General features: G+C 45.0%; 18 protein-coding genes. 7 read left to right on the forward strand and 11 right to left on the reverse strand.

Going from position 1 to position 20,390, the window contains the following annotated elements:
• The first annotated feature begins 135 nt into the window (after positions 1–135).
• The gene (locus JHD69_RS00675) at positions 136–813 is read left to right on the forward strand and encodes an OmpA family protein (protein WP_199136246.1); all 678 of its coding nucleotides are present in this window, start codon (positions 136–138) and stop codon (positions 811–813) included.
• Positions 814–892: 79 nt separating this feature from the next.
• Here JHD69_RS00675 and JHD69_RS00680 read toward each other — a convergent pair whose 3' ends face one another.
• Positions 893–1,237, reverse strand: a complete 345-nt coding sequence (locus tag JHD69_RS00680; RefSeq protein ID WP_199136248.1) for a hypothetical protein — start codon at positions 1,235–1,237, stop codon at positions 893–895.
• Positions 1,238–1,313: 76 nt separating this feature from the next.
• Here JHD69_RS00680 and JHD69_RS00685 point away from each other — a divergent pair, with 76 nt between their 5' ends.
• Together JHD69_RS00685 and hutH are read left to right on the forward strand one after the other, a co-directional pair.
• The gene (locus tag JHD69_RS00685; protein ID WP_199136250.1) at positions 1,314–2,327 is read left to right on the forward strand and encodes a Gfo/Idh/MocA family oxidoreductase; all 1,014 of its coding nucleotides are present in this window, start codon (positions 1,314–1,316) and stop codon (positions 2,325–2,327) included.
• 80 nt (positions 2,328–2,407) lie between these two features.
• A complete protein-coding gene (hutH, locus tag JHD69_RS00690; protein ID WP_199136252.1) occupies positions 2,408–3,895 on the forward strand; it encodes a histidine ammonia-lyase in 1,488 nt (495 codons plus the stop codon).
• Between the two features lie 120 nt (positions 3,896–4,015).
• On the opposite strand, the gene JHD69_RS00695 is transcribed toward hutH, so the two are convergent.
• The 6 genes from JHD69_RS00695 to JHD69_RS00720 all read right to left on the reverse strand — a co-directional run bounded on the left by JHD69_RS00695 (position 4,016) and on the right by JHD69_RS00720 (position 10,008).
• Entirely contained in the window at positions 4,016–4,858 is an 843-nt protein-coding gene (locus JHD69_RS00695) for a hypothetical protein (RefSeq protein WP_199136254.1), read from the reverse strand.
• 5 nt (positions 4,859–4,863) lie between these two features.
• Positions 4,864–5,238 (reverse strand): GntR family transcriptional regulator, encoded by a 375-nt coding sequence (locus JHD69_RS00700; RefSeq protein ID WP_199136256.1) that lies wholly within the window; start codon positions 5,236–5,238, stop codon positions 4,864–4,866.
• 17 nt (positions 5,239–5,255) lie between these two features.
• Positions 5,256–6,023 (reverse strand): hypothetical protein, encoded by a 768-nt coding sequence (locus tag JHD69_RS00705; protein ID WP_199136258.1) that lies wholly within the window; start codon positions 6,021–6,023, stop codon positions 5,256–5,258.
• Between the two features lie 12 nt (positions 6,024–6,035).
• Positions 6,036–6,863 carry an ABC transporter ATP-binding protein gene (locus JHD69_RS00710; protein ID WP_199136261.1) on the reverse strand — a complete coding sequence of 276 codons (828 nt, stop codon included), beginning with the start codon at positions 6,861–6,863 and terminating at the stop codon, positions 6,036–6,038.
• Positions 6,864–7,309: 446 nt separating this feature from the next.
• Positions 7,310–9,610 (reverse strand): TonB-dependent receptor, encoded by a 2,301-nt coding sequence (locus JHD69_RS00715; RefSeq protein WP_199136264.1) that lies wholly within the window; start codon positions 9,608–9,610, stop codon positions 7,310–7,312.
• Between the two features lie 107 nt (positions 9,611–9,717).
• Positions 9,718–10,008 carry a hypothetical protein gene (locus JHD69_RS00720; protein ID WP_199136266.1) on the reverse strand — a complete coding sequence of 97 codons (291 nt, stop codon included), beginning with the start codon at positions 10,006–10,008 and terminating at the stop codon, positions 9,718–9,720.
• 110 nt (positions 10,009–10,118) lie between these two features.
• Between JHD69_RS00720 and hutU the strand changes: the two genes are divergently transcribed.
• The 4 genes from hutU (at position 10,119) to JHD69_RS00740 (ending at position 14,622) form a co-directional block, all read left to right on the forward strand.
• Positions 10,119–11,786, forward strand: a complete 1,668-nt coding sequence (gene hutU, locus JHD69_RS00725) for a urocanate hydratase (RefSeq protein ID WP_199136268.1) — start codon at positions 10,119–10,121, stop codon at positions 11,784–11,786.
• Positions 11,787–11,936: 150 nt separating this feature from the next.
• A complete protein-coding gene (locus JHD69_RS00730) occupies positions 11,937–12,590 on the forward strand; it encodes a TetR family transcriptional regulator C-terminal domain-containing protein (RefSeq protein WP_199136270.1) in 654 nt (217 codons plus the stop codon).
• Between the two features lie 5 nt (positions 12,591–12,595).
• On the forward strand, positions 12,596–13,912 hold the full coding sequence (locus JHD69_RS00735; RefSeq protein ID WP_199136272.1) for an ABC1 kinase family protein: 1,317 nt from the start codon (positions 12,596–12,598) through the stop codon (positions 13,910–13,912).
• A gap of 77 nt (positions 13,913–13,989) precedes the next feature.
• The gene (locus JHD69_RS00740; protein ID WP_199136274.1) at positions 13,990–14,622 is read left to right on the forward strand and encodes a hypothetical protein; all 633 of its coding nucleotides are present in this window, start codon (positions 13,990–13,992) and stop codon (positions 14,620–14,622) included.
• 107 nt (positions 14,623–14,729) lie between these two features.
• On the opposite strand, the gene JHD69_RS00745 is transcribed toward JHD69_RS00740, so the two are convergent.
• From JHD69_RS00745 to JHD69_RS00760, 4 genes are all read right to left on the reverse strand, one after another.
• On the reverse strand, positions 14,730–17,507 hold the full coding sequence (locus JHD69_RS00745; protein WP_199136276.1) for an outer membrane beta-barrel protein: 2,778 nt from the start codon (positions 17,505–17,507) through the stop codon (positions 14,730–14,732).
• Positions 17,508–17,766: 259 nt separating this feature from the next.
• Positions 17,767–19,110: a TlpA family protein disulfide reductase gene (locus JHD69_RS00750; protein ID WP_199136278.1), complete on the reverse strand. Its 1,344-nt coding sequence runs from the start codon at positions 19,108–19,110 to the stop codon at positions 17,767–17,769.
• A gap of 122 nt (positions 19,111–19,232) precedes the next feature.
• On the reverse strand, positions 19,233–19,604 hold the full coding sequence (locus tag JHD69_RS00755) for a MauE/DoxX family redox-associated membrane protein (RefSeq protein WP_199136280.1): 372 nt from the start codon (positions 19,602–19,604) through the stop codon (positions 19,233–19,235).
• An 88-nt stretch (positions 19,605–19,692) separates the two neighbouring features.
• The gene (locus JHD69_RS00760) at positions 19,693–20,292 is read right to left on the reverse strand and encodes an LEA type 2 family protein (RefSeq protein WP_199136282.1); all 600 of its coding nucleotides are present in this window, start codon (positions 20,290–20,292) and stop codon (positions 19,693–19,695) included.
• Positions 20,293–20,390 lie beyond the last annotated feature (98 nt).

A 20,390-nucleotide genomic window follows, 5' to 3' on the forward strand; every position in this document is an offset into this window, starting at 1 on the left:
GCTATACGCCCGCAATACCTGTAAAATACGGAATTACAGTCGATAAGCCACAAATTGGCTTTTATTTTAAGCAAGATTGCAGAATTGGCATTACCTTTGAATAATTCACAAACATTAAATCAAAATTGTAATAAAATGATGACTTCAAGATTCAAAATAGCAACATTAAGTGTGGCCTTTGCTATAGGCGCAATGACTTTTCAAGGTTGCGACAGTTTAACCAATACGCAAAAAGGTGCAGGTATTGGTGCAGCAGCAGGTGGTGTAATTGGTGGTATTATTGGTAAAAAAGCAGGTAATACTGCGGTAGGTGCCATTATTGGTGCAGCTGTTGGCGGTACTGCCGGTGGTTTTATTGGCAAGCGTATGGATAAACAAGCGGCCGAAATCCAAAATGCTATTCCAAATGCAGAAGTAATCCGTGAAGGCGAAGGTATTATTGTGAAATTTGACAGCGGTATTCTGTTCGACTTCGACAAATTTGACCTTAAAGATGCCGCTAAACAAAACATCCAAAGCTTGGCTTCTTCTATCAATCAATATCCAGGTACCGACATCAAGGTCATCGGCCATACCGATAGCCGTGGTACCGAGCAATATAACATGAACCTTTCAGAAAAAAGAGCCGCGGCCGTTAAAGCCTATGCCGTTTCGCAAGGAGTTCCTCCTGCTCGTTTAATTACGGTAGGTAAAGGTTTCTCTGAGCCGATTGCCGATAACGCAACCGATGCCGGTAGAGCAGCCAACCGTAGGGTAGAGATTGTTATCGTAGCTAACGACCAATTGAAAAAAGAAGCCCAAAAAGCAGGTTAATCATAGCTAGTTCTATTTACCTATATAACATTAAAGTCCCGATTAAATCGGGACTTTTTATTTGTTGCCTTCTTGAGTTTTACTCATAGATGTCTGCAAAATAGCCGATCGCCAACGATTTGAGCAAGAGTTCCTGTTCCATCATGGCATAAGACGGAACCGGCTTTATTAGTTTCCAATGTGGCCAGCCGTCCTGATCAAGGCCCTCGAGCTCGTAAAAGCCCATCTCGCTCAGTAGCCTACAGGTGGCAATATGCATCAGCTCTTCTTTTTGCCTCTTGCTGTATTTCCTTGGCCCCTGTCCCAGCTCCTGAACACCGATTAAAAAGAGTACGACTTTCAGATCTGGCAATTCAGAATCAAACTCTTTAGCGATCCTCTCCTGCAAAACTTTCCATTTGGCATGTGTTTCTGCTGGTTTCATGTCACAAATATACATTTATAGGCGTTTACCTCGCCATCGTTAACGCACATCTACGTCAATTTTTTAGCTTTGTGTTATGAACCGTAAAATCAACACCGGCCTTTTGGCCTATGGCATGTCGGGCAAGGTTTTTCATGCCCCTTTTGTAAGTACGCACCCCGGCTTTCAGCTATCGGCCGTTACCGAACGAAACAAAAAGCAGGCGATACTCGATTATCCGGCCGTAAAAAGCTATGATAGCGTTGCCGAGCTCATTGCCGACGATTCGATTGAACTGGTTATCATCAATACGCCCAACTACACGCATTACGACTATGCCAAGCAGGCTTTATTGGCCGGCAAGCATATTTTGGTAGAGAAGCCCTTTACCGCAACCAGTGCCCAGGCCAAAGAGCTGTTCGAACTGGCCAAAAACCAGGGCAAAAAAGCTTTGGTTTACCAAAACAGAAGGTACGACAGTGGCTTCAATTCGGTAAAAAGAATCATAGCAAGTGGTGTGCTGGGCAAGTTGGTCGAAGTACATTTCCGTTTTGACCGTTACCGCAACGAAATTGGTCCCAAAACCTTTAAGGAAGAACCCATAGCCGCCAGCGGCTTGCAATATGACCTGGGGCCACACTTGCTTGACCAAGCCATCAGTTTGTTTGGCCAACCTAAAAGTTTTCACAAAGTTTTGAGCCACAATCGGGAAAACACCAAGGTTGACGATTATTTTGCCATCCAGCTCAGCTATCCCAACGAGCTCAATGTTTTTTTAACGGCCAGCATGTTGGTAGCCGATATCCAACCGGCATTTGTACTCAACGGCGTACAAGGCTCGTTTTTAAAGAACCATGCCGACGTACAGGAAGAACAGCTTTTAAAAGGCATGAAGCCTACCGAAACGCAATATGGCTGGGAATATCCGAACAACGAGGGCAAGCTAACGGTAGTTACCGCCGATGGAGGTCGTGAAACTTCCTTAATCCCTTCGCAAAAAGGAGATTACACGGGCTTGTTTGAGGCGGTTTACCAGAACATCGTAAACAATGTGCCTTACCCAATAACCGAAAGCGACATTATTACCCAACTGGAGATTTTAGAATCCTAACCAATTCACAAACAAATCATAAGCTCGGATTGGGTTAAATTAAGCATTATTTATACTTTTGGGCACCAAATATAAGACCCATGGCAAATTACGAAATCGGTGTACAACCGCTATCATTGGCCGTTATCCAACAACTGGTTAACGAGCAAAAAAAAATCAGTTTATCCCAATTGGCGATTGAACGCATTGAAAAATGCCGCAAATACCTGGATGATAAACTGAATGATAACGAAGACCCGATTTATGGAATCAATACCGGATTTGGCTACCTGCAAAACGTAAAGGTAGATTCAGCGCATTTAACCCAGCTGCAACATAACCTGTTGCTTTCGCATGCCTGCGGAACCGGCGCCGAAGTACCGCAGCCGATCGTTAAACTGATGTTGCTGCTCAAAATCCAATCGCTCAGCTATGGCCATTCGGCAGTAGCCTTGCCAACCGTGCAGCGTTTAGTCGATTTTTACAACCACGATATACTGCCGGTTATTTACACCCAGGGTTCTTTGGGCGCTTCTGGCGATTTGGCGCCTTTGGCCCATCTGGCCCTGCCTTTAATTGGCGAGGGAGAAGTTTGGTACCAGAACCAGAAAATAAGCACGACGGCACTTTATCGGGAATTGGGCTGGACCAGCCTTACCTTGCAGAGCAAAGAGGGCTTGGCCCTGATTAATGGTACACAGTTTATGAGCGCCTATGGTTGCTATTGCCTGTTGAAAGCTCAAAAAATGACGGCCTGGGCCGATGCCATTACGGCTATTGCCTTAGATGCCTTCGATTGTCGGCTTGACCCTTTCTTAAACCTGAGCCATCAGATCAGGCCACACCAGGGTCAGCTAGACACCGCCAAAAACATTCAAAATTGGCTGGCAGGAAGTCAGTTGATGGCTAGAGAAGGCAAACAAACCCAAGATCCTTACTCTTTCCGTTGTGTACCCCAAGTACATGGCGCCAGCAAAGACAGCATCAATTATGTGAGCGCCGTTTTCGAAACCGAGATTAATTCGGTTACCGATAATCCCAATGTTTTTCCAGACGAGGACATGATCATTTCTGCCGGAAACTTTCACGGACAGCCTTTGGCCTTGGCCCTCGATTTTCTTTGCATTGCCCTGGCCGAGATTGGCTCGATATCGGAAAGAAGAACCTTCCAGCTGATTTCGGGTACGCGAGGCCTGCCTCCTTTTCTGGTTAAAAATGCCGGATTAAATTCGGGATTGATGATTACGCAATATACCGCGGCTTCTATTGCCAGCGAAAACAAACAGCTGTGTACGCCAGCTTCTGTTGACAGCATTGTCAGCAGCAATGGCCAGGAAGACCATGTGAGCATGGGTGCCAATGCGGCTACCAAGTGCTTGCGCGTTTGCGATAATCTGGAAAGAATTTTAGCAATAGAACTGCTTACCGCAAGTCAGGCGCTCGATTTGAGGCGCCCTGAACAGTCATCGCCTAAAGTGGAACAACTGGTAAGTGCCTATCGACATACCGTTGCCTTTAACGATGCCGACAGGTTGTTGGCCAAAGACATCCAGGCCTCTATCCTTTTCATGCGCCAAACTGCCTTGTAGTTACCAAAACTGGCAGATGATAATAATGATGAGTAGCAACAAAATCATTTGGTTTAGTTTTAAATAAAGCCAGGCTGCCACAGGCAGGCCTGGCTTTTTGATTAGTTTATTTGGTGCTTATTACTTGTTAAACAACTGCTTAAGGTTTACGGCAGGCATACTTACCAAGGTTTGGTCGGAAAGCGAGCCTTTGCAATTGCCAATGGTCATGTTTTCCAGGCTTATATGAGCCGTTTCTGATGTATTTAAGGTCAGGTTTTGGATGCGATCCCCCTTTGCCTCGCGATCGTCGCCTTTTACGGTAATGGTCGAATTTCCGGCAGTTGTAATGTCCAGGTCTTGATAAGAAGCCCACTCGCTGGTAAACGCCGTATTTTTAAGATTGAGGTACAAAGATTTGGCGATTTCTTTTTCGATGTTCACTTCGCTAACGTCTTCGGTAGCCACGCTCAATTTGTTGATGGCCGTTTCGCCGTCGAAAACCAATCGGTTTACTTTTTTAAGGCTAACTGCCAGCGAATCGGCTTTGGCGTTAAGGTCTACACCATCGGCTTCTACCAAACTGATGCTTTTCGTATCGGGTGCATAAATAAGCAAGGTAATGTACTTGTTGTCGCGGCCTTTATCGTCGAACGTTAGCTGCAGCCTGCCTTGTGCATCAACCTCCAGCTTTATCATGTCTTTATAATTATCCGGAACTTTTACCCCGTATTTGTCATCCTTAATCAAACGGATATTGAAATACATGCCTTTTCCATTGGCAATATTTACCGATTGGAAGGCCGGCGTTGCCTTGCTCTCCATATTGGCCGAAGCCTGGCTAAAGCTGTCGTCTTTTCTGTCTTCTACCTTGCGGTTCTGGACATCGGTATACAATACCCGGGAGCTGTACACCATGCCTAAAATTGGCAAAAGGATGAGCGATGCCGCAAATGCGATTAATAATTTATTACTTGTTTTCATCTGTTTTAAGCATTAAAAGTTTCTTTAACAAAAGTGTTGTAGCGGGTTTGCAATTCGTCGAAGCCTATGCCCAGCAAATAAATGTTCCTGAAAACCGATGGCAGTTCATCGTCCATAAACTGGCCTTTTCTGTAGGCTTTTACATTGGCTATGGCATCATCGGCTATAAAAAAACCAATGCCTCTTTTGTTGTTGATTATATTTTTGTTTTGCAGCAGCTCGTAAGTACGCATTACCGTATTAGGATTTACCTCGAGCGCTACGGCCATTTCCCTTACCGAAGGTATTTTTTGATCGGCTTGCCATTTGCCCAACAGGATATGTTCGCAAACGTATTCTGCAATCTGAAGGTATATTGCCTTGTTGTCTCTAAATTCCATGTCTATACCGATTAAAATTAAACCTCTTTTTCTTTCAGGCGCACATAGGTGATGCTCCAGATAATGAGCGTAAGTACCGACAGCCCTATAAATACCCAGAGCTCTGCCGTTTCTTTGCCATTGTTTGCGTTTTCGTGGATAGGCACCTTGCCCGATAGCAGCGCTTTAGTAGCCTTAACGATAATGTAGGTCCAGATGCCCGAGAAAACCATAACCGAAATAGCCGTTTTGATATAATGGAACCGGTTAAAATAAACAGAACCCAATAAGAACACACTGGTGATAAAAAGCGGTGCAAGGTAAAGCGGCTTAAACTGATTAGGGTTGTTTTTGGCAAAAAAGTAGGTTGCACTATCGGTTGCGGCGCCCACGTCGTGGAGATGGCCTTTTACATACGACACAAAGGCCAAATCTGTTAAATAAAACAGGATGATGAAGCTGGCTGACGCTAAGATTCCGGTAAAGCACACTCCTGCCAGAAACTTCTCGAAAATGGAAGCAGGAATCATCAAGTCGATTACCGCTCTCGATTTTTGACCCAGGTGCGCAAAATAGGTACTGGCAATAATGCTGATAAACAAGAAGCCAAATACCATGAATAGCGGCTCCCTGAAATTGAGCACGTTGTAGCCTAGGTTATTGCCCAGTGGCAACAAGTTGTAGCCGTAAAAGGCAATAAAAACACCCAGCACCACCAAAAGCGTAATCAGAAAGATCTTGCCAAACTCTAGCCATTGTCTCTTAAGCAATAGCCCAAAACGCTGTAAGTTAAAAGTATTGTTCATGTTGCTTAGCTTTTAGTTAAAAATGGGTTTCAATTTATTTTTCTCTGCCAACACCGCGTTAAACAATAGCTCGATATCAAGCCTGCTGTCTTCTTGGTGATAGTTTGGCACTACCGCATTGTAGCCCGCCAGTGAAGGCTCTGCGTAGATTACTGTTTCGTCAATCTCTTTTACGCGCTTAAAGCAAAGTTTCTCGGTAATCTCGTCAACCGATGCCTTTAAGGCCACTTTGTTCTCGTCGAGCATGATTACCGTATCGATGAGGTTGTCCAAATCCCTCACCTGGTGGGTAGAGATGATGATGCAACGTTCGTCGGTAAGTACCGATGCCATAATTTTACGGAACTGCGCTTTCGATGGGATGTCTAAGCCGTTGGTGGGTTCGTCCATGATCACCAATTTGGCCTGGGTTGCCAAACCGAAAGAAATGATTACTTTTTTCTTTTGTCCGTAAGACATGTTGATGAGCTTTTGTCCAACCGGGATATCAAACTCGGCCAATAGTGAGGCGAAATAGTTGTGGTCGAAGTTTGGATAGAAAGCGGCATTTGCCTTTACATAGGCATCTACTTTTACCGCCGGCAGGTAAAATTCTTCCGGGATGAAGCAGATTTGTTGCAACAGGGCTGGTTGTCTTTTGGCAGGATCAAAGCCCAGTACATCCAGCTGTCCGCTTTGCGCATAGACCAATCCGGCCAAATTTTTTAGCAAGCTCGATTTGCCTGCACCATTCTTGCCCAAGAGGCCATAGATGTGGCCAAAGCTGAGTTGCATGCTCATATCGCTGAACAATGGTCGGTTCTTGCTATAGCCAAAATTCAGGTTGTTTATCTTTATCATACTCTACTGTATTAGTTAAATAATACACTAAATTATTAATACGGATAATCGACTCCAAATTTATTTTCAATTATTTTTCAAAAAGTGGATTTAGAGCTTATAAAGGCAGTTTTAGATGAATTAATTTTTATTGCCGAATTGTTATAGGATTAATGGGATCAGTAAAAACGTGTTAACCACCTTACACAGCTAAGATGGTGAAACATAAGTTCAACCATCTTAGACGTCTAAGAGCACCTAGGCCTATTGCAGCTAACAATCGTAGGCACAAAACCAATCAAGGTGGCAAACAACTTAGATGAACCTACGGGCCTTAAATGGCGAAAAAACATCAGTCAACAAGTATTAAAAACTGTTAATGGGCAACTGAGCATTGTAGCCGACAATAAAAAACCCCAGCCTGCTTTCGCTCAACTGGGGTGGGTGATTAACCTAAACCTATTCCTTTATAATAGCGGTACGCTGATCCCAAAACTCAAATTGCGTCCCGGATTGTAAATACCTGCCGGCTTGTATCTGCTTAAATGATTGAAATACAACTTGTCGGTCAGGTTCTGTCCGGTAACCCATAAATTGATCTTTCCTTTCTTCACTTTTACAGCGGTACCAATGCCTGCATCTATTAATGTATAACCGTTGGTTTCGGTTTCGAAACTGTCGAAACGGTCTTGTTTAAATACATTCGTTAAGCCTATTTTGATATAGCTATCGCTTAGGCCCTTAATTTGGGGCTCAAAGCGAAGCTCGTTGTTCAGGCTGGCTGCCGGAATAAACGGAAGTGGCGCTTTAGTGGCATTATTCGTTCCTTTTACATAGGCAAAGGTATTTTCGAAGTGCAAAGCCTTAATCAAGTGGAAATCTACCGAAGCCTCTCCACCCATCAAGGTTGCATTGGTTTGTACATAACGGTACAATGGCAATACGGTAGTGCTTCCATCCTCTTCCTGAAAATTGATGGTTTCGTTATTGAAATTGCCGGGGTAGATATAGTTATAGATCTTGTTACTGTAGGCGTTTAGGCCCAATGTTACCTTTTCGGCATTATATTCTAAGCCCAAATCAAACTGCAAGCTGGTTTCCTGTTTCAGGTTACTGTTACCCTTTTCGTACCTGAATGTACCTTCGTGACGGCCGTTGGCCCCCAGCTCGGCAATGTTGGGCGCCCTGAAGCCTGAACCAGCATTTCCTTTCAGATTCAAGTTTTTGGCGATTTCGAAGGCAAAGCCGACCGATCCAGAAACATTAGAAAACTTATTGTTGAAAGCCGTAAACACCTGATTACCGTCGGCATCAATCAAATCGCGGCCATCTATGTTTTTATGATCGTAGCGGATACCTGCGTTAATGGCGCCTTTGGCAAAGTTGCGTTTCAGGTAGGCAAAAGCACCGATGTTATCACTGGTGTAATCCGGAATTAAAAACTCATCGCCATTGTTGGCATTGGTTTGGTGCATGCCCTGTACGCCTATGGTTGGCTCCCAAACGCCATTGTTGGCAAAAGAATATTTTACATCGTAGGTGTAAGAATTAAGGTTGAGGTACAAACCTGGTTCGGTGGCACTTTCTTCAAACTCTTTACGTACGTTACGCTGAAAAGCCAGGGTGGTTTTCAACTGGCCACCGCCCAAAAGAATATTGCTGTTTAGCGCCGCACGATAATGGTTGATATTCTGAAACGGAAGGTTCAGTTTCCGCTTTTGGGCTTCGCTGTTCGAAATCACGTTGCCCTCTTCATCCAGGTAATCACCATTGTCGTTTGGTCCTTCTTCCACCAAACCAATATTGGTATTAAATCTAGACAAATTGAGGTGTGCATAGCCCCAGGTTTTGTTCAGGCCGATCATTCCGCTTACATTGGTTTCATTAAAGCCCGAATTAGGCACGGTATGATCTTTATAGCCAAAGCCATAGGCATTTTTATAGGAAACACGGCCTCGGTAAACCAAGCCATCGCTATTGCCCTGCAACATCAACGAAGAAGCTGTCAAGCCATTGTTGGTATTGTAGTTGGTCGTAAAGTTACCGTTAAAATCGCCAGCAGCAGGCACCAGGTCGTCTATAATGTTGATTACACCGCCTAAAGCGTCAGAACCATAAAGCAAACTGGCCGGGCCTTTCAGCACCTCGATGCGGGCGGCAGAAAACTGGTCTACTTCCACGCCGTGTTCATCTCCCCATTGCTGTGCTTCTTCTCTTGCACCATCAACAATGGTCAATACCCGGTTATAGCCCAAACCACGGATAGAAGGCTTTGAAATGGCACCACCGGTAGTTACCTGCGAAACCCCAGGAACTTTGGCAATCGCATCAACAATGTTGGTACCCGCTGCCTGCGCCAGCTTTTCGCGACTAATGGAAACCACCGCCAAACTATTGGTTTTGTTGTTGGCACTATAAGGCGTACCGGTAATCACCACCTCGGCACTTTCGATAACCGACGCTTCTAAAGCGAAAACAATTTGCGCTCCAGCGGCCAGGTCTACTTGCTGCGATGCGGTTTTATAACCCACATAACGTACTTCTACCAAAAACTTGCCCCGCGATGGGATATTGCTAAAACTGAATTCGCCATTGGCGTTGGTGGTTGTAGTGGCTTTGAGGTCGGAAATATAGACCGTGGCGCCAGAAAGCGGTTCTTTGGTGCTGGCATCAAGCACCTTTCCCTTAAAATCTGCCCAATTTGCGGCCAAGGCAGGAGCCGTAAAACAAGCTAATAGTACAACCAGTAAAAGGTGTATCTTTTTCATAATATCTCTTTTTTACAAACGGCAATAGGCAAAGCCAATCAGCCATTGATGAATCATTAAATTGAATGTAAACGGCATCAGTTGGAGCTGATGCAACAGGTAGATGTTTATGAAAAAGCCGGGGGCCCGCGAAGCGATGTGGCAATCAGTTCGGCATAAGAACTGCTGACTGAAGAAATATTTTTGCTCATCAGCTTACTGCTCAGGTAAGTGATGTAAGCATTTTCTGTAGTGGTGTAGTTTTTTTCGAAATGGGCGGCACAGATCAAACAGGTTTCCTGCTGTGTTTTAACATGGACCTTGTGCGTACAGTGTTTTTCAACGGCAACTTCGGGTGCTTGTTCATGGTGATGCAAGGCGCTCCAAGGCGTAATGGCCAGGGAGAATACCCAAAGCATTGCCAAGGACAGAATTTGATGGATATGTTGACGCCTCTTTTTCAATTTCGTGACAAACCTAAGCAAATAACATAAAATTCCTACATTTGAAATTGTAACATTGCCTTGATATGACCACAAACCAAATAGAAGGGTTAAACCTTAAAGTAAGCCAAACCCCAACCGGAAGCCAACTGAACTGCAAAGGCTGGGTGCAGGAAGCCGCCTTGCGCATGTTGTTGAACAACCTTGACCCCGCAGTTGCCGAACGCCCCGAAGACCTTATCGTTTATGGCGGCCGTGGCAAAGCCGCGCGTAACAAGGAAGCCCTTGCCCTCATTGTGAAGGCGCTCCAGCATTTAGAAGAAGACGAAACCCTGCTCATCCAATCGGGCAAGCCGGTAGGCGTATTGCCAACCCATAAAGATGCGCCTCGTGTGCTGATTTCCAATTCGCAGCTGGTACCGAAATGGGCAACCCAACAGCATTTTGACGAGCTGGAAGACAAAGGCCTGATGATGTATGGCCAGATGACCGCCGGTTCCTGGATTTATATCGGTTCGCAGGGCATTGTGCAGGGCACCTACGAAACTTATGCGGCCTTGGCCAAAAAGCATTTTAACGGCAACTTGAAAGGCAAACTGAATGTTACTGCAGGTTTAGGTGGCATGGGAGGCGCACAGCCTTTGGCCATTACCATGAACCAGGGCGTTTGCCTGGCGGCCGATGTTGAAGAGTGGCGCATCCAGAAGCGTTTGGAAACACGTTATATCGACGAGATTGCCTATGACATAGACGAGGCAATAGACCGCGCATTGCAATACCAAAAAGAGAACAAGGCTTTATCCATCGGCGTAGTTTGTAATGCCGTTGAATTGCTGCAAAGATTGATAGACCGCAACATTACCCCAGATACGCTAACCGACCAAACGTCGGCGCACGACCCTTTAATCGGCTATTTTCCCGAAGGGCTGAGTGTAGCCGAGGCGGCCGACCTGCGCACCAACAATCCCGACGAGTATGTAAAACGTTCATACGCCACCATGGCCAAGCATGTAAAACAAATGCTCGAACTGCAAAAACGTGGCGCCATTACTTTCGATTATGGCAACAACCTCAGGGGCCGTGCCCTAGAAGTTGGCGTACAAAATGCTTTCGATTTTCCGGGCTTTGTTCCGGCTTATATCCGTCCGCTATTTTGCGAAGGCAAAGGACCTTTCCGTTGGGCCGCCTTAAGTGGCGATCCGCAGGACATCTATGAAACCGACAAACTGATCCTTTCGCTTTTTCCAGCAAACGAAAGCCTCCGCCAGTGGATTACCATGGCGCAAGAACGTATTGCTTTTCAGGGATTGCCTGCCCGCATCTGCTGGCTGGGCCAAGGCGAAAGAGAAAAAGCCGGTTTGGCTTTTAACCAGTTGGTGGCCGAAGGAAAAGTAAAAGCACCGATTGTAATTGGTCGCGATCACCTCGACACAGGCTCTGTGGCTTCGCCTAACCGCGAAACCGAAGCCATGCTCGATGGTTCTGATGCCGTAGCCGATTGGCCGATCCTCAATGCCCTCATCAATACCGCAGGCGGCGCCAGCTGGGTATCGCTGCATCACGGTGGAGGCGTAGGCATAGGCTATTCTATCCACGCTGGAATGGTCATTGTGGCCGACGGAACCGACGACGCCGCCAAACGCATCAAAAGGGTATTGCACAACGACCCCGCCATGGGCGTAATCAGGCATGCCGATGCGGGTTACGATATTGCCAAAGATACCTTGAGAGCGCATCGGCTTGGTTTGGAATAGCTGGTGGCAACAGCAGCAAGCCGCCTGCAATGCCTAAGCGGCTATTTGCTTATCACTTGTTTTTATTGCAAATACATGATAAATAAAGCCTTAAATTTGAAGGTAGCTTAAACCATAGGGCTATATTTTACGTTTATATAACTAAAAACCATGGCAACTGCAGCGCAAATTCAAAAAGGTTATATCGACTATGTATTAACGCATTACGAGCAACCCAAATCGGTTTACAGTTTTGCTAAAAAACTTAAAATAACCGAGGCCGATTTCTATTCTTTTTATGCTTCATTTAACAGCATCGAAAAAAACATCTGGTTTGAACTGACCTCGGAAGCTATCCATGAAATAGCACAACAGGAGCATTGGGCGCAATATACCGCCAGAGAAAAAGTACTGTCTTTCTTTTACAGCTATGTAGAGTTGCTTAAAAGCCAGCGCAGCTTTGTAATTTACAGCCTCAAAAAACACGGCCACCGGTCGGGAACACCAGAGGCTCTGCTCGGTGCCAAGGCAATTTTCGAGAACTTTGCCGAAGAAACGATTAATGAGGGATTGGAAAGTGGCGAATTGGTGGAGCGCAAATTCTTCAGCAAAAGATACAAAGATGCCCTATGGATACAATTTGCCTTTATCGTTAACTTTTGGATTGACGATGACAGCCATGATTTTGAAAAAACAGACGAAGCCATTGAAAAGGGCATTCAGGTTACGTTCGACTTGTTTCAACGCTCGCCAATAGACAATTTGTTTGAATATGGAAAGTTCCTTTCCCAAAACAGCAAGTTTAAAGAAAGGATGAGGTTTTAATACCGATGAAAGCACAAGAAAGCATGCCGACCACCAAGGTAGAGCGTTCGGCAAAATTTGTTAAAACCGGATTTCAGATTGGTGGCAACTACCTTAAGCACTATTCCAAAAAGCTTTTTAATCCGGCATTGAGCCGCGAAGAACTTAATGCAGACAATGCCTCGGATATTTATAATTCGTTGAGCGAGCTGAAAGGCTCTGCCTTAAAAATTGCCCAAATGCTCAGCATGGACAAAAATATCCTGCCAAAGGCCTATGTCGATAAATTCACGCAATCGCAGTACAATGCCCCTCCGCTATCTGGTCCGCTCATTGTCAGAACATTTACCAAAAACTTTGGCAAAACACCTGAGCGCATTTACGACAAATTCAACATCAAGTCTACCCACGCCGCTTCTATAGGGCAAGTGCACGAAGCCATGCTCAATGGCAAAAAGCTAGCCGTTAAAATCCAGTATCCGGGTGTGGGCGACAGCATATCCTCAGACCTGAAACTGGTGAAGCCCTTTGCCTTTCGTTTGTTGGGCATGAGCGAAAAAGAGCTGAACATCTATATCAAAGAAGTTGAAGAACGTTTACTCGAAGAAACCGATTACGAATTGGAAGTGCGCCGTTCCATTCAATTCGCTAAAGCTTGCAGCCAGCTGAGCAACGTGGTTTTTCCAACCTATTACCCCGAACTATCGGGTAGCCGCATCATTACGATGGACTGGATCGAAGGCATGCACCTGAAAGAGTTTCTCCAAACCAAGCCTTCGCAAGAACTCAAAAATAAAATTGGCCAGGCACTTTGGGATTTCTATAATTTTCAGCAACACGAACTGCGGGCCGTCCACGCCGATCCACATCCCGGCAACTTTTTGATTACCCCAAACGAGAAGCTGGGTGTAATAGACTTTGGTTGCATCAAAGAAATGCCCGACGATTTTTACGAACCTTTTTTCTCTTTAACTTCTACCGACCTGCTCGAAGATAAAGAAGCCACCATACAGGCTTTCCGCCAACTGGAGATGATCTTGCCTAATGATAGCCCGGCACAGGTTGAATTTTATTACAAAGCCTACAAAGAGATGATCGGTTTATTTGCCAAGCCTTACACCACGCCAACATTTGATTTTAGCAGGGCAGAATTTTTCACAGCCCTTTATCAATATGGAGAAAAAATTGCTAAAATGCCAGAATTTAAGCAAGCAAGGGGCGTGAAGCATTTCATCTATATCAACCGGACCAATTTTGGGCTTTATAACATCCTGCACGAGCTCAATGCCACCGTAAGGACCGATACGTTTAAGCCCCACATCAAGCTAAAAGCAAGTGGCTAAGCAAACCTTGCTATTATTTTAAGATTCTGTCTTGTACAGCTTGTTAGTTTTTAATTAAAAGTCATATATTCGGCTCCATGCAAAACCATAATTTCGACGTAGATATTACCGTGCCTTCTTCTGGCCAAAAGGTGAAGATTAATGCAGATTTTATTGAAGTAAACCAAACCAAAATTGCATGTGTAGATGTAGTTGCCATTAAATACGGCGTTTCGTTGATTGGTTCGGTGAAGAATCCGAAATACAAAAAATACACCATCGATGTCAAAGCCAAAGACGGACGCACACTGAGCATCCAGTTTAACAGTAACCAGGTTGGCGAGTTGTTGGCCGAAGACCATACGTATTATTACATCATGTCGGGTTTATGGCAATATGTGAAAAAACGTTTGGTAAACGATTACATCGATGCGCTGAACGAGCACCAGACCATAGAATTGGGCACAGCCAAATTCAACTTCGAAGGTTTTACCGTTAACTACAAGGCCTGGTTCTTTGGCAAAACCAAAACCGCCGTCATTCCTTGGTCCGACGTGAGGTACTTCCAGAAAAAAGGCAACCTGCATATAGAAGGCATTGGCTCTTACAACAAAATTGCCACCCTAAGCCTGCACGATAACTGGAATGCCGTAGTGCTTAATACCTTGCTCCATTATTTATGGCAGGAGCATCGCAGGGAAAAGCTGCAAAAGGGAGAAAAAATAGAATAACCAAGAAGCCTGATGAAATTCATCAGGCTTCTTGGTTTAGGGATATATACTTGTGAAGTATGCTTCCAACAAACGCTTGCGAGGTTTTAACTTCGCAAGTGCATCTCCTAAAACCTAAAGAAAGTATCTTTGCCTCCTACTTTGCCCCCAAAATTTTGGATATTGTAGGTCAAGGTAACCAGGCCATGGCGGCCCAAGTTGTTGGTTTGCATATCGCGGATAAAGTTCTCGCTAATGCTGATGTATCTTCTGGTATTGGTGTTCAAAATATCGTTCACCGCAAATTTCAGCTGCGCTCTGTCGTTTTTCATGAAAAGGAAGGTAAGCGCTGCATTCCAAATCTGGATGTTGTTGCTGTAGCCACCTACCGTTTGGTTGTTGTGCTGAATGCGATAGGTGCTTTCCCAAACCATTTTCTTCGGCAAGCGCAAAATCAGTTCGGTTTCGCTATTGTGTGTTAGCGTATTCAGGTTATTATAGAAATTATTTTGATAGGTGCTTTTGTTGATAGACAGGTAATAGGTTTGCCCCAGTTCGAATTTGTCGTTCAGGTTAATCCTGCCCCTCAATGATGGCGAGATGGAAATATTGTTGTAATCGCTCTTGATGTTATCCACCATCACCAAGCTACGGGTATAGTTAGACCAGAAGCCTACGCCAACCGAATACTGGTTCTTGCCATTCTTGAAATCCTTGTTGATGTTGGCTCCGGCATAAAACTGCCAAATCCCGTTGGCATTGATCGGCGTATTGGTTTGCACGCCGCTGGCAGAAATGGTACGCGACATGATCACCGCATTGTCTTGCACACTGCCACTGGCGTTAAAGTTGTAATTCAGCGATCGTTTGGTATCATATTTATACAAATTGGCATTTACCTGGTACGATTTGGCCGGCAACAGGTTGGCATTGCCCTTTTGCACAAACAAAGGATCGGTATTGTTGGCAACCGGTTGGATGTATTTCACGTCAGGCTCCCTAAACGACGGGCTGTAGGTAATGGTCAGGTCTTTGTACTTAACCATTAATGAAGGTGCGATAAACTGGTAATGCTGTTCAAACGAAGGATAGTTGCGGAAGTTGTTTTTTAAATCGATGGTGTTAAACACAAGCCCCGGCTGTATGCCCCAACTGTCGCTAATTTTCCAGCGTAGGCTGGCACGCGTATTGGTTTTAAAGCCACTTTGGTTAACCGTTTCAGACAAGGTTGCATCTTCAACATCGTAGGCCTGGTTTAAAGGATTTTTATAAAAGGTAACCAAAGCATTTTCATTATCGAGATAATTGGCGTTTACGCTGACATTAAGGTTGAGCTTTTTGCTGATCGGTTCGTTATAATTGGAACTGGCGTACAAATTAAGGTTCTTGATGTTGTTATCGCGCAATTGGTCGAGGTTAGTGGTACTGGCCGAAGGCGAATAAAAATTATTGACCGTGGTATTGAAATTATCGTTCAGGTTTTGGCGCTTGGTCAAATTGATGCTGGTATTGAGCGAACGGCCGCGTTTTTTAAAATCCTTCCACAAATACGAGTTCAAGTTATACTCTGTGTTGTCGCCTTTTAAGCGTGTGTTGTTTACCCCATCGTTAAGCAGGTTTCCATTGGCATCTCTGCTTTGGGTCAATTGCAGCCCCCTGTTGCGCAACAGGTTAAGCGTAACCGTAGGTTCGATGGTCAGCGTGGTTAACGTGTCTATCTTCCATTCGAGCCTGGCGCCGATGTTGTGGTTATAGGCTTTGTTGCGCTGGTTCAGGTTATTGTTGGTAAACAGTTTGTTGTTGCCCAGATTCTGGTCTACGTTAACCAGCTGTTCTGTTAAGGTATTGCTTTGGCCAAAGAAATACTTTCCGTTTATTTTTATGCCGTTTTTGGTCAGCGTATTGAAGTTGGCACCGGCACCTGCCGAAGTCTGTACGCCATTAGAAGTACCCCCGAAAGAGATGTTGTTCAATGCAAAACCCCCATCGGTATTGATCATCACCGAATTAATGCCCGACCTCGAAAAGCCACCAATCCTCGATACATCGCCAATGCTGAAGCCGGGTTTGTTGATGTTGTTGCCATAGGCCAAAACGCTTACCTGTGTGGTATCCCTAAAAAAATTCATAATGCCACCGGCTTCATACATTTCTTTGGGGCCTCCGCCAGCATAGAGCTTGCCAAAGGCTCCTTTTTTAATGGCTCTTTTCAGTTTGAGGTTGATGATCTGGGGCGTATTGGATGCCAGCAAATCCGGATCGCGGCGTTTGGCTTCGGGATCGTCGTTTACCTGGATCTTATCAATAATATTGGCTGGCAGGTTCTTGGTGGCTATTTGCTGGTCGCCGCCAAAAAACTCTTTGCCATCCACCAAAATCTTGCTTACGGCTTTGCCATTCACCTGTATGGAGCCATCAGATGCAATGGAAACCCCAGGCAGTTTCTTCAGCAAATCTTCAACCACGGCCGTAGGCAGGGTTTTAAACGATTCGGCATTGAACTCGATGGTGTCTTTGCGCACCATAATGGGCGGGCGTTCCGACAGAATTACTACCTCGTTCAAATTGTTGCGCTTTTCGCTCAGCAGGAGGCTGCCCAGGTTTAAATTGGGTGTTTCGGCAGTAAGCATCACTTCCTTGCGCAAGATATTGTACATCCAGGCATTCACCACCAAACGGTATTGGATGCCCGTTTCGAGGCCAGGGATTTTGAATATCCCTTTATCATCAGACAAGCGGTAGGTGTGCAATACGGTATCATTGGCCTTATACACCGATACCGTGGCGTAGTTTAAGGTTGTTTTTTGGTTCACACTGTCAACCAATATACCACTTATGCTCCCCTTTTGGGCAAAAGCAAGTGTAGCAAGACAGGTAAAAACGGCAATAAGTAGGGTTTTCTTCATAAAAGTTCTAAGTACGGATAAGACAAGCTGTTTGGTTAAAAGTTGCAATAAAAACTAAAAAAATAGGAGTGTAGCAAAATTGTTGATTTATTCTACGAAACAATTCGTATTACGAAAGTATTCGTAAATACTGATACTTCCAAATTTTTTAACATTTATCCAAAAATGATCAATCGCGAAACAGGATTTTTGAAAATGTGACGAACACCCGTTTAAATGTGACGGATACGATATTGACACTTGGTTTTAGAAATCTGCGTTACTTGAGCAATGCGTTGATCGCTTTGGCCGCATGGGTTTCAGATGGCAGGGGTGCCGACATTTCTACCATTTTAAAGTTCTTGTCGATTAAAAGGCTTCTCGGAATGCCCACAATGTTATAGGCTTGCAGCTTGGCCCGGTTAATCATCCATTGGTAGCCATCGGCTTTGCGCCCGGTAATACTGTTTTTCCATAAAGCCGCATCATCATCAATAGACAGGGAAAGCAACACTACATGGGGATTATCTTTATACAGCGCCTTGAGTTTTTCGAAATGAGGCATTTCCTGCATGCAGGGTCCGCACCAGGTTGCCCAAAGGTCAACATAAATGACTTTGCCTTTCAGGCTGCTTAAGCTTACAGGTTTGCCATTGATGTCGGTAGCTATAAAATCTACGGCCAAATCGCCTTTGCCAAAAGCCATCAGTTGTTTAAGCGAGGCAAGGGCCGCTGCTTTAAAAGCCGGTGTTTTCAGGGCTGCGAGCTGGGTTTTGTACACTGCGAGCTGTTGTTTGTCTTTTACCTTTTGCATGGCGTTCACCAAATCGCTCGCCTTGTACCAGTCGGTTATGGTTTGGATATCGGCTGGACTGCCTCCTTCTTTCACCACATCTTCGGCCACATCGCGGTAAACTACCAGCTTCATCAATGAGGCATCAGTAAAATTTTGGCTGAGTGCTTTTACTTTGGGCTCAATGGCTTTTGCATATTGCGCTTCAAACGCTTTGGCCTGCTCGTCTTTCAGTTTAAGCTCATAGGTACTGTAAAACTTGCCGCTTTGGTAGCTATTGATGAGGTCGGCTTTGATCCGTGCCTTTTCCAAACGCAAAAATTCTGGCGAAGCCTTGCTTAGCTTAGCCAATTCTTGTTCGCGTTGTGCGGCCATGGCTTCAATGGTGGCAAATGTTTCTTCCATCACAGGTTTTACCTGACTGCCGGCTTCTATAAACGAACCGCCTTTTGGAAAGGGAGTTGCCTTCAGATACGTATTGGCTTCGGCCCCTTTGCCTTTGAAACTTGCTTTTTTGGGATCGCTGTAATCGATGAAAACTTCGAGGTCGTCGCCCGGCGAAAGGTAGAGCTGGTTACGGCCCAAGCGGAAATAATTAGGGCTGGCCACTTTGAACCTGATGCTGAAATGGCCTGTAGAATCGGCCAAGATCATGCGCGTGGTACTGGGCGGCAACAGGTACTGGAATTCGGACATGTCTTGAACTTCTACCTGGTTGTTAAAGCCTTTCAGCTGGCCTTTTAGCGTAACCCAAGTATTGGTTTGTGCCTGCAACTTGGTTACCAAAAGGCACAATGCCACACCTAACATCAATTTTTGGATTGTTTTCATCGGGATCAGATTTGCCCACAAGATAAAAAATTTTGGCAAAACAGTTTTAGACCCTACAACAATGCAGGGCCCAAAAAAACTTTAACCGTAGCAGGAGCATTAAAAACGGAGGCCGCAGTGCGCTAAGCCACCATCGGCTTATATTTGCTCCAATTATCGGCAATCATCCAGAGGTTGATAAGTGCCAAAACAGACACCATGGCCAAAGCCGAGTGGTCCATCGTCATGCTGTGAACCAAAATGCCAACCATTACCGGCAAAATGACAATGGCACCCAAGGCACGGGTTTTCGGTATGGCGAACAATAAACCGCCCAACACCTCAACGATACCCACCAAAGGCATCAACCAAGTGATTTTCATAAAGGCGCCAAAAACATCCAGCTGTTCCTGGCTAAGTTTAGGCGTAGGCATGTAATTGAAGAACTTGTTAAGTCCTGCGTTAATGAACATCAGTCCAAAAAGCACGCAGATAATGGTTTTGACTATTTTCATACAACTAGTTTTTAGTGAATTAAAGATAATCAATTCCCATAGTTTAACCAACGGTTAAGCAGCTGCTCCCAAAGTCAAGATTTTTTTGTTACAACAAAATTTTGCTGCTCACTTCCTTGTCGATGGTAATGAAACCCGGATATTTAACCAAATTGCCTCCTACCAGGATAGAAGGCTTGATTTTTAGGGTAACCATGCCTTTCTTTTCTTCGCCTTTCCGAGCACTCGACAAAAAATCGCCAATATCGCTCAGTACCTTGCTGTTCGAAACAAATTGATACACATTGGCATTGACCTGTACCGGTACTTGGATACGTTGTCCGGCATCGATGCTTACCCGTTGATCGACTGTTCCGGTGGCCACCTCTTGCTGATTGACCAGTATTTTGTACTCGAAGTTGTTAATGGCCGCCAGGGTAGACGATGGATTGCTGATTTCGAGGTTGAGGGTGGCCCTCAACGGAATATCTTTTCTGAGGTAGCCTAAAGCCAGGCCCGGCAGGTTAACCAAGTTTATCGATTGCTCGTTCATGAGCTTCCTGATATCGGTACCCGCCAAACTCACCTGCGTAGCATTGACCAAGCGGTAGTCGCATTTTTCGAGCGCCTTGATTTGCTGCGCCTGTTTATTGATGCTGCAAGAAGAAAGGCCCAGCAGCAAAAGCAAGAAGAAACTTATTTTATTCATGATTGATTTAACGCATATTTGATGCCAAAGGTATAAACTTGAGTCAATGTATGCGGGCTTGGCATCAATTTGTAAACATCCGGCCATAAAAACCATCA

Source organism: Pedobacter sp. ASV12 (genome assembly GCF_016429155.1).
In the GTDB taxonomy this organism is placed as follows: Bacteria; Bacteroidota; Bacteroidia; order Sphingobacteriales; family Sphingobacteriaceae; genus Pedobacter.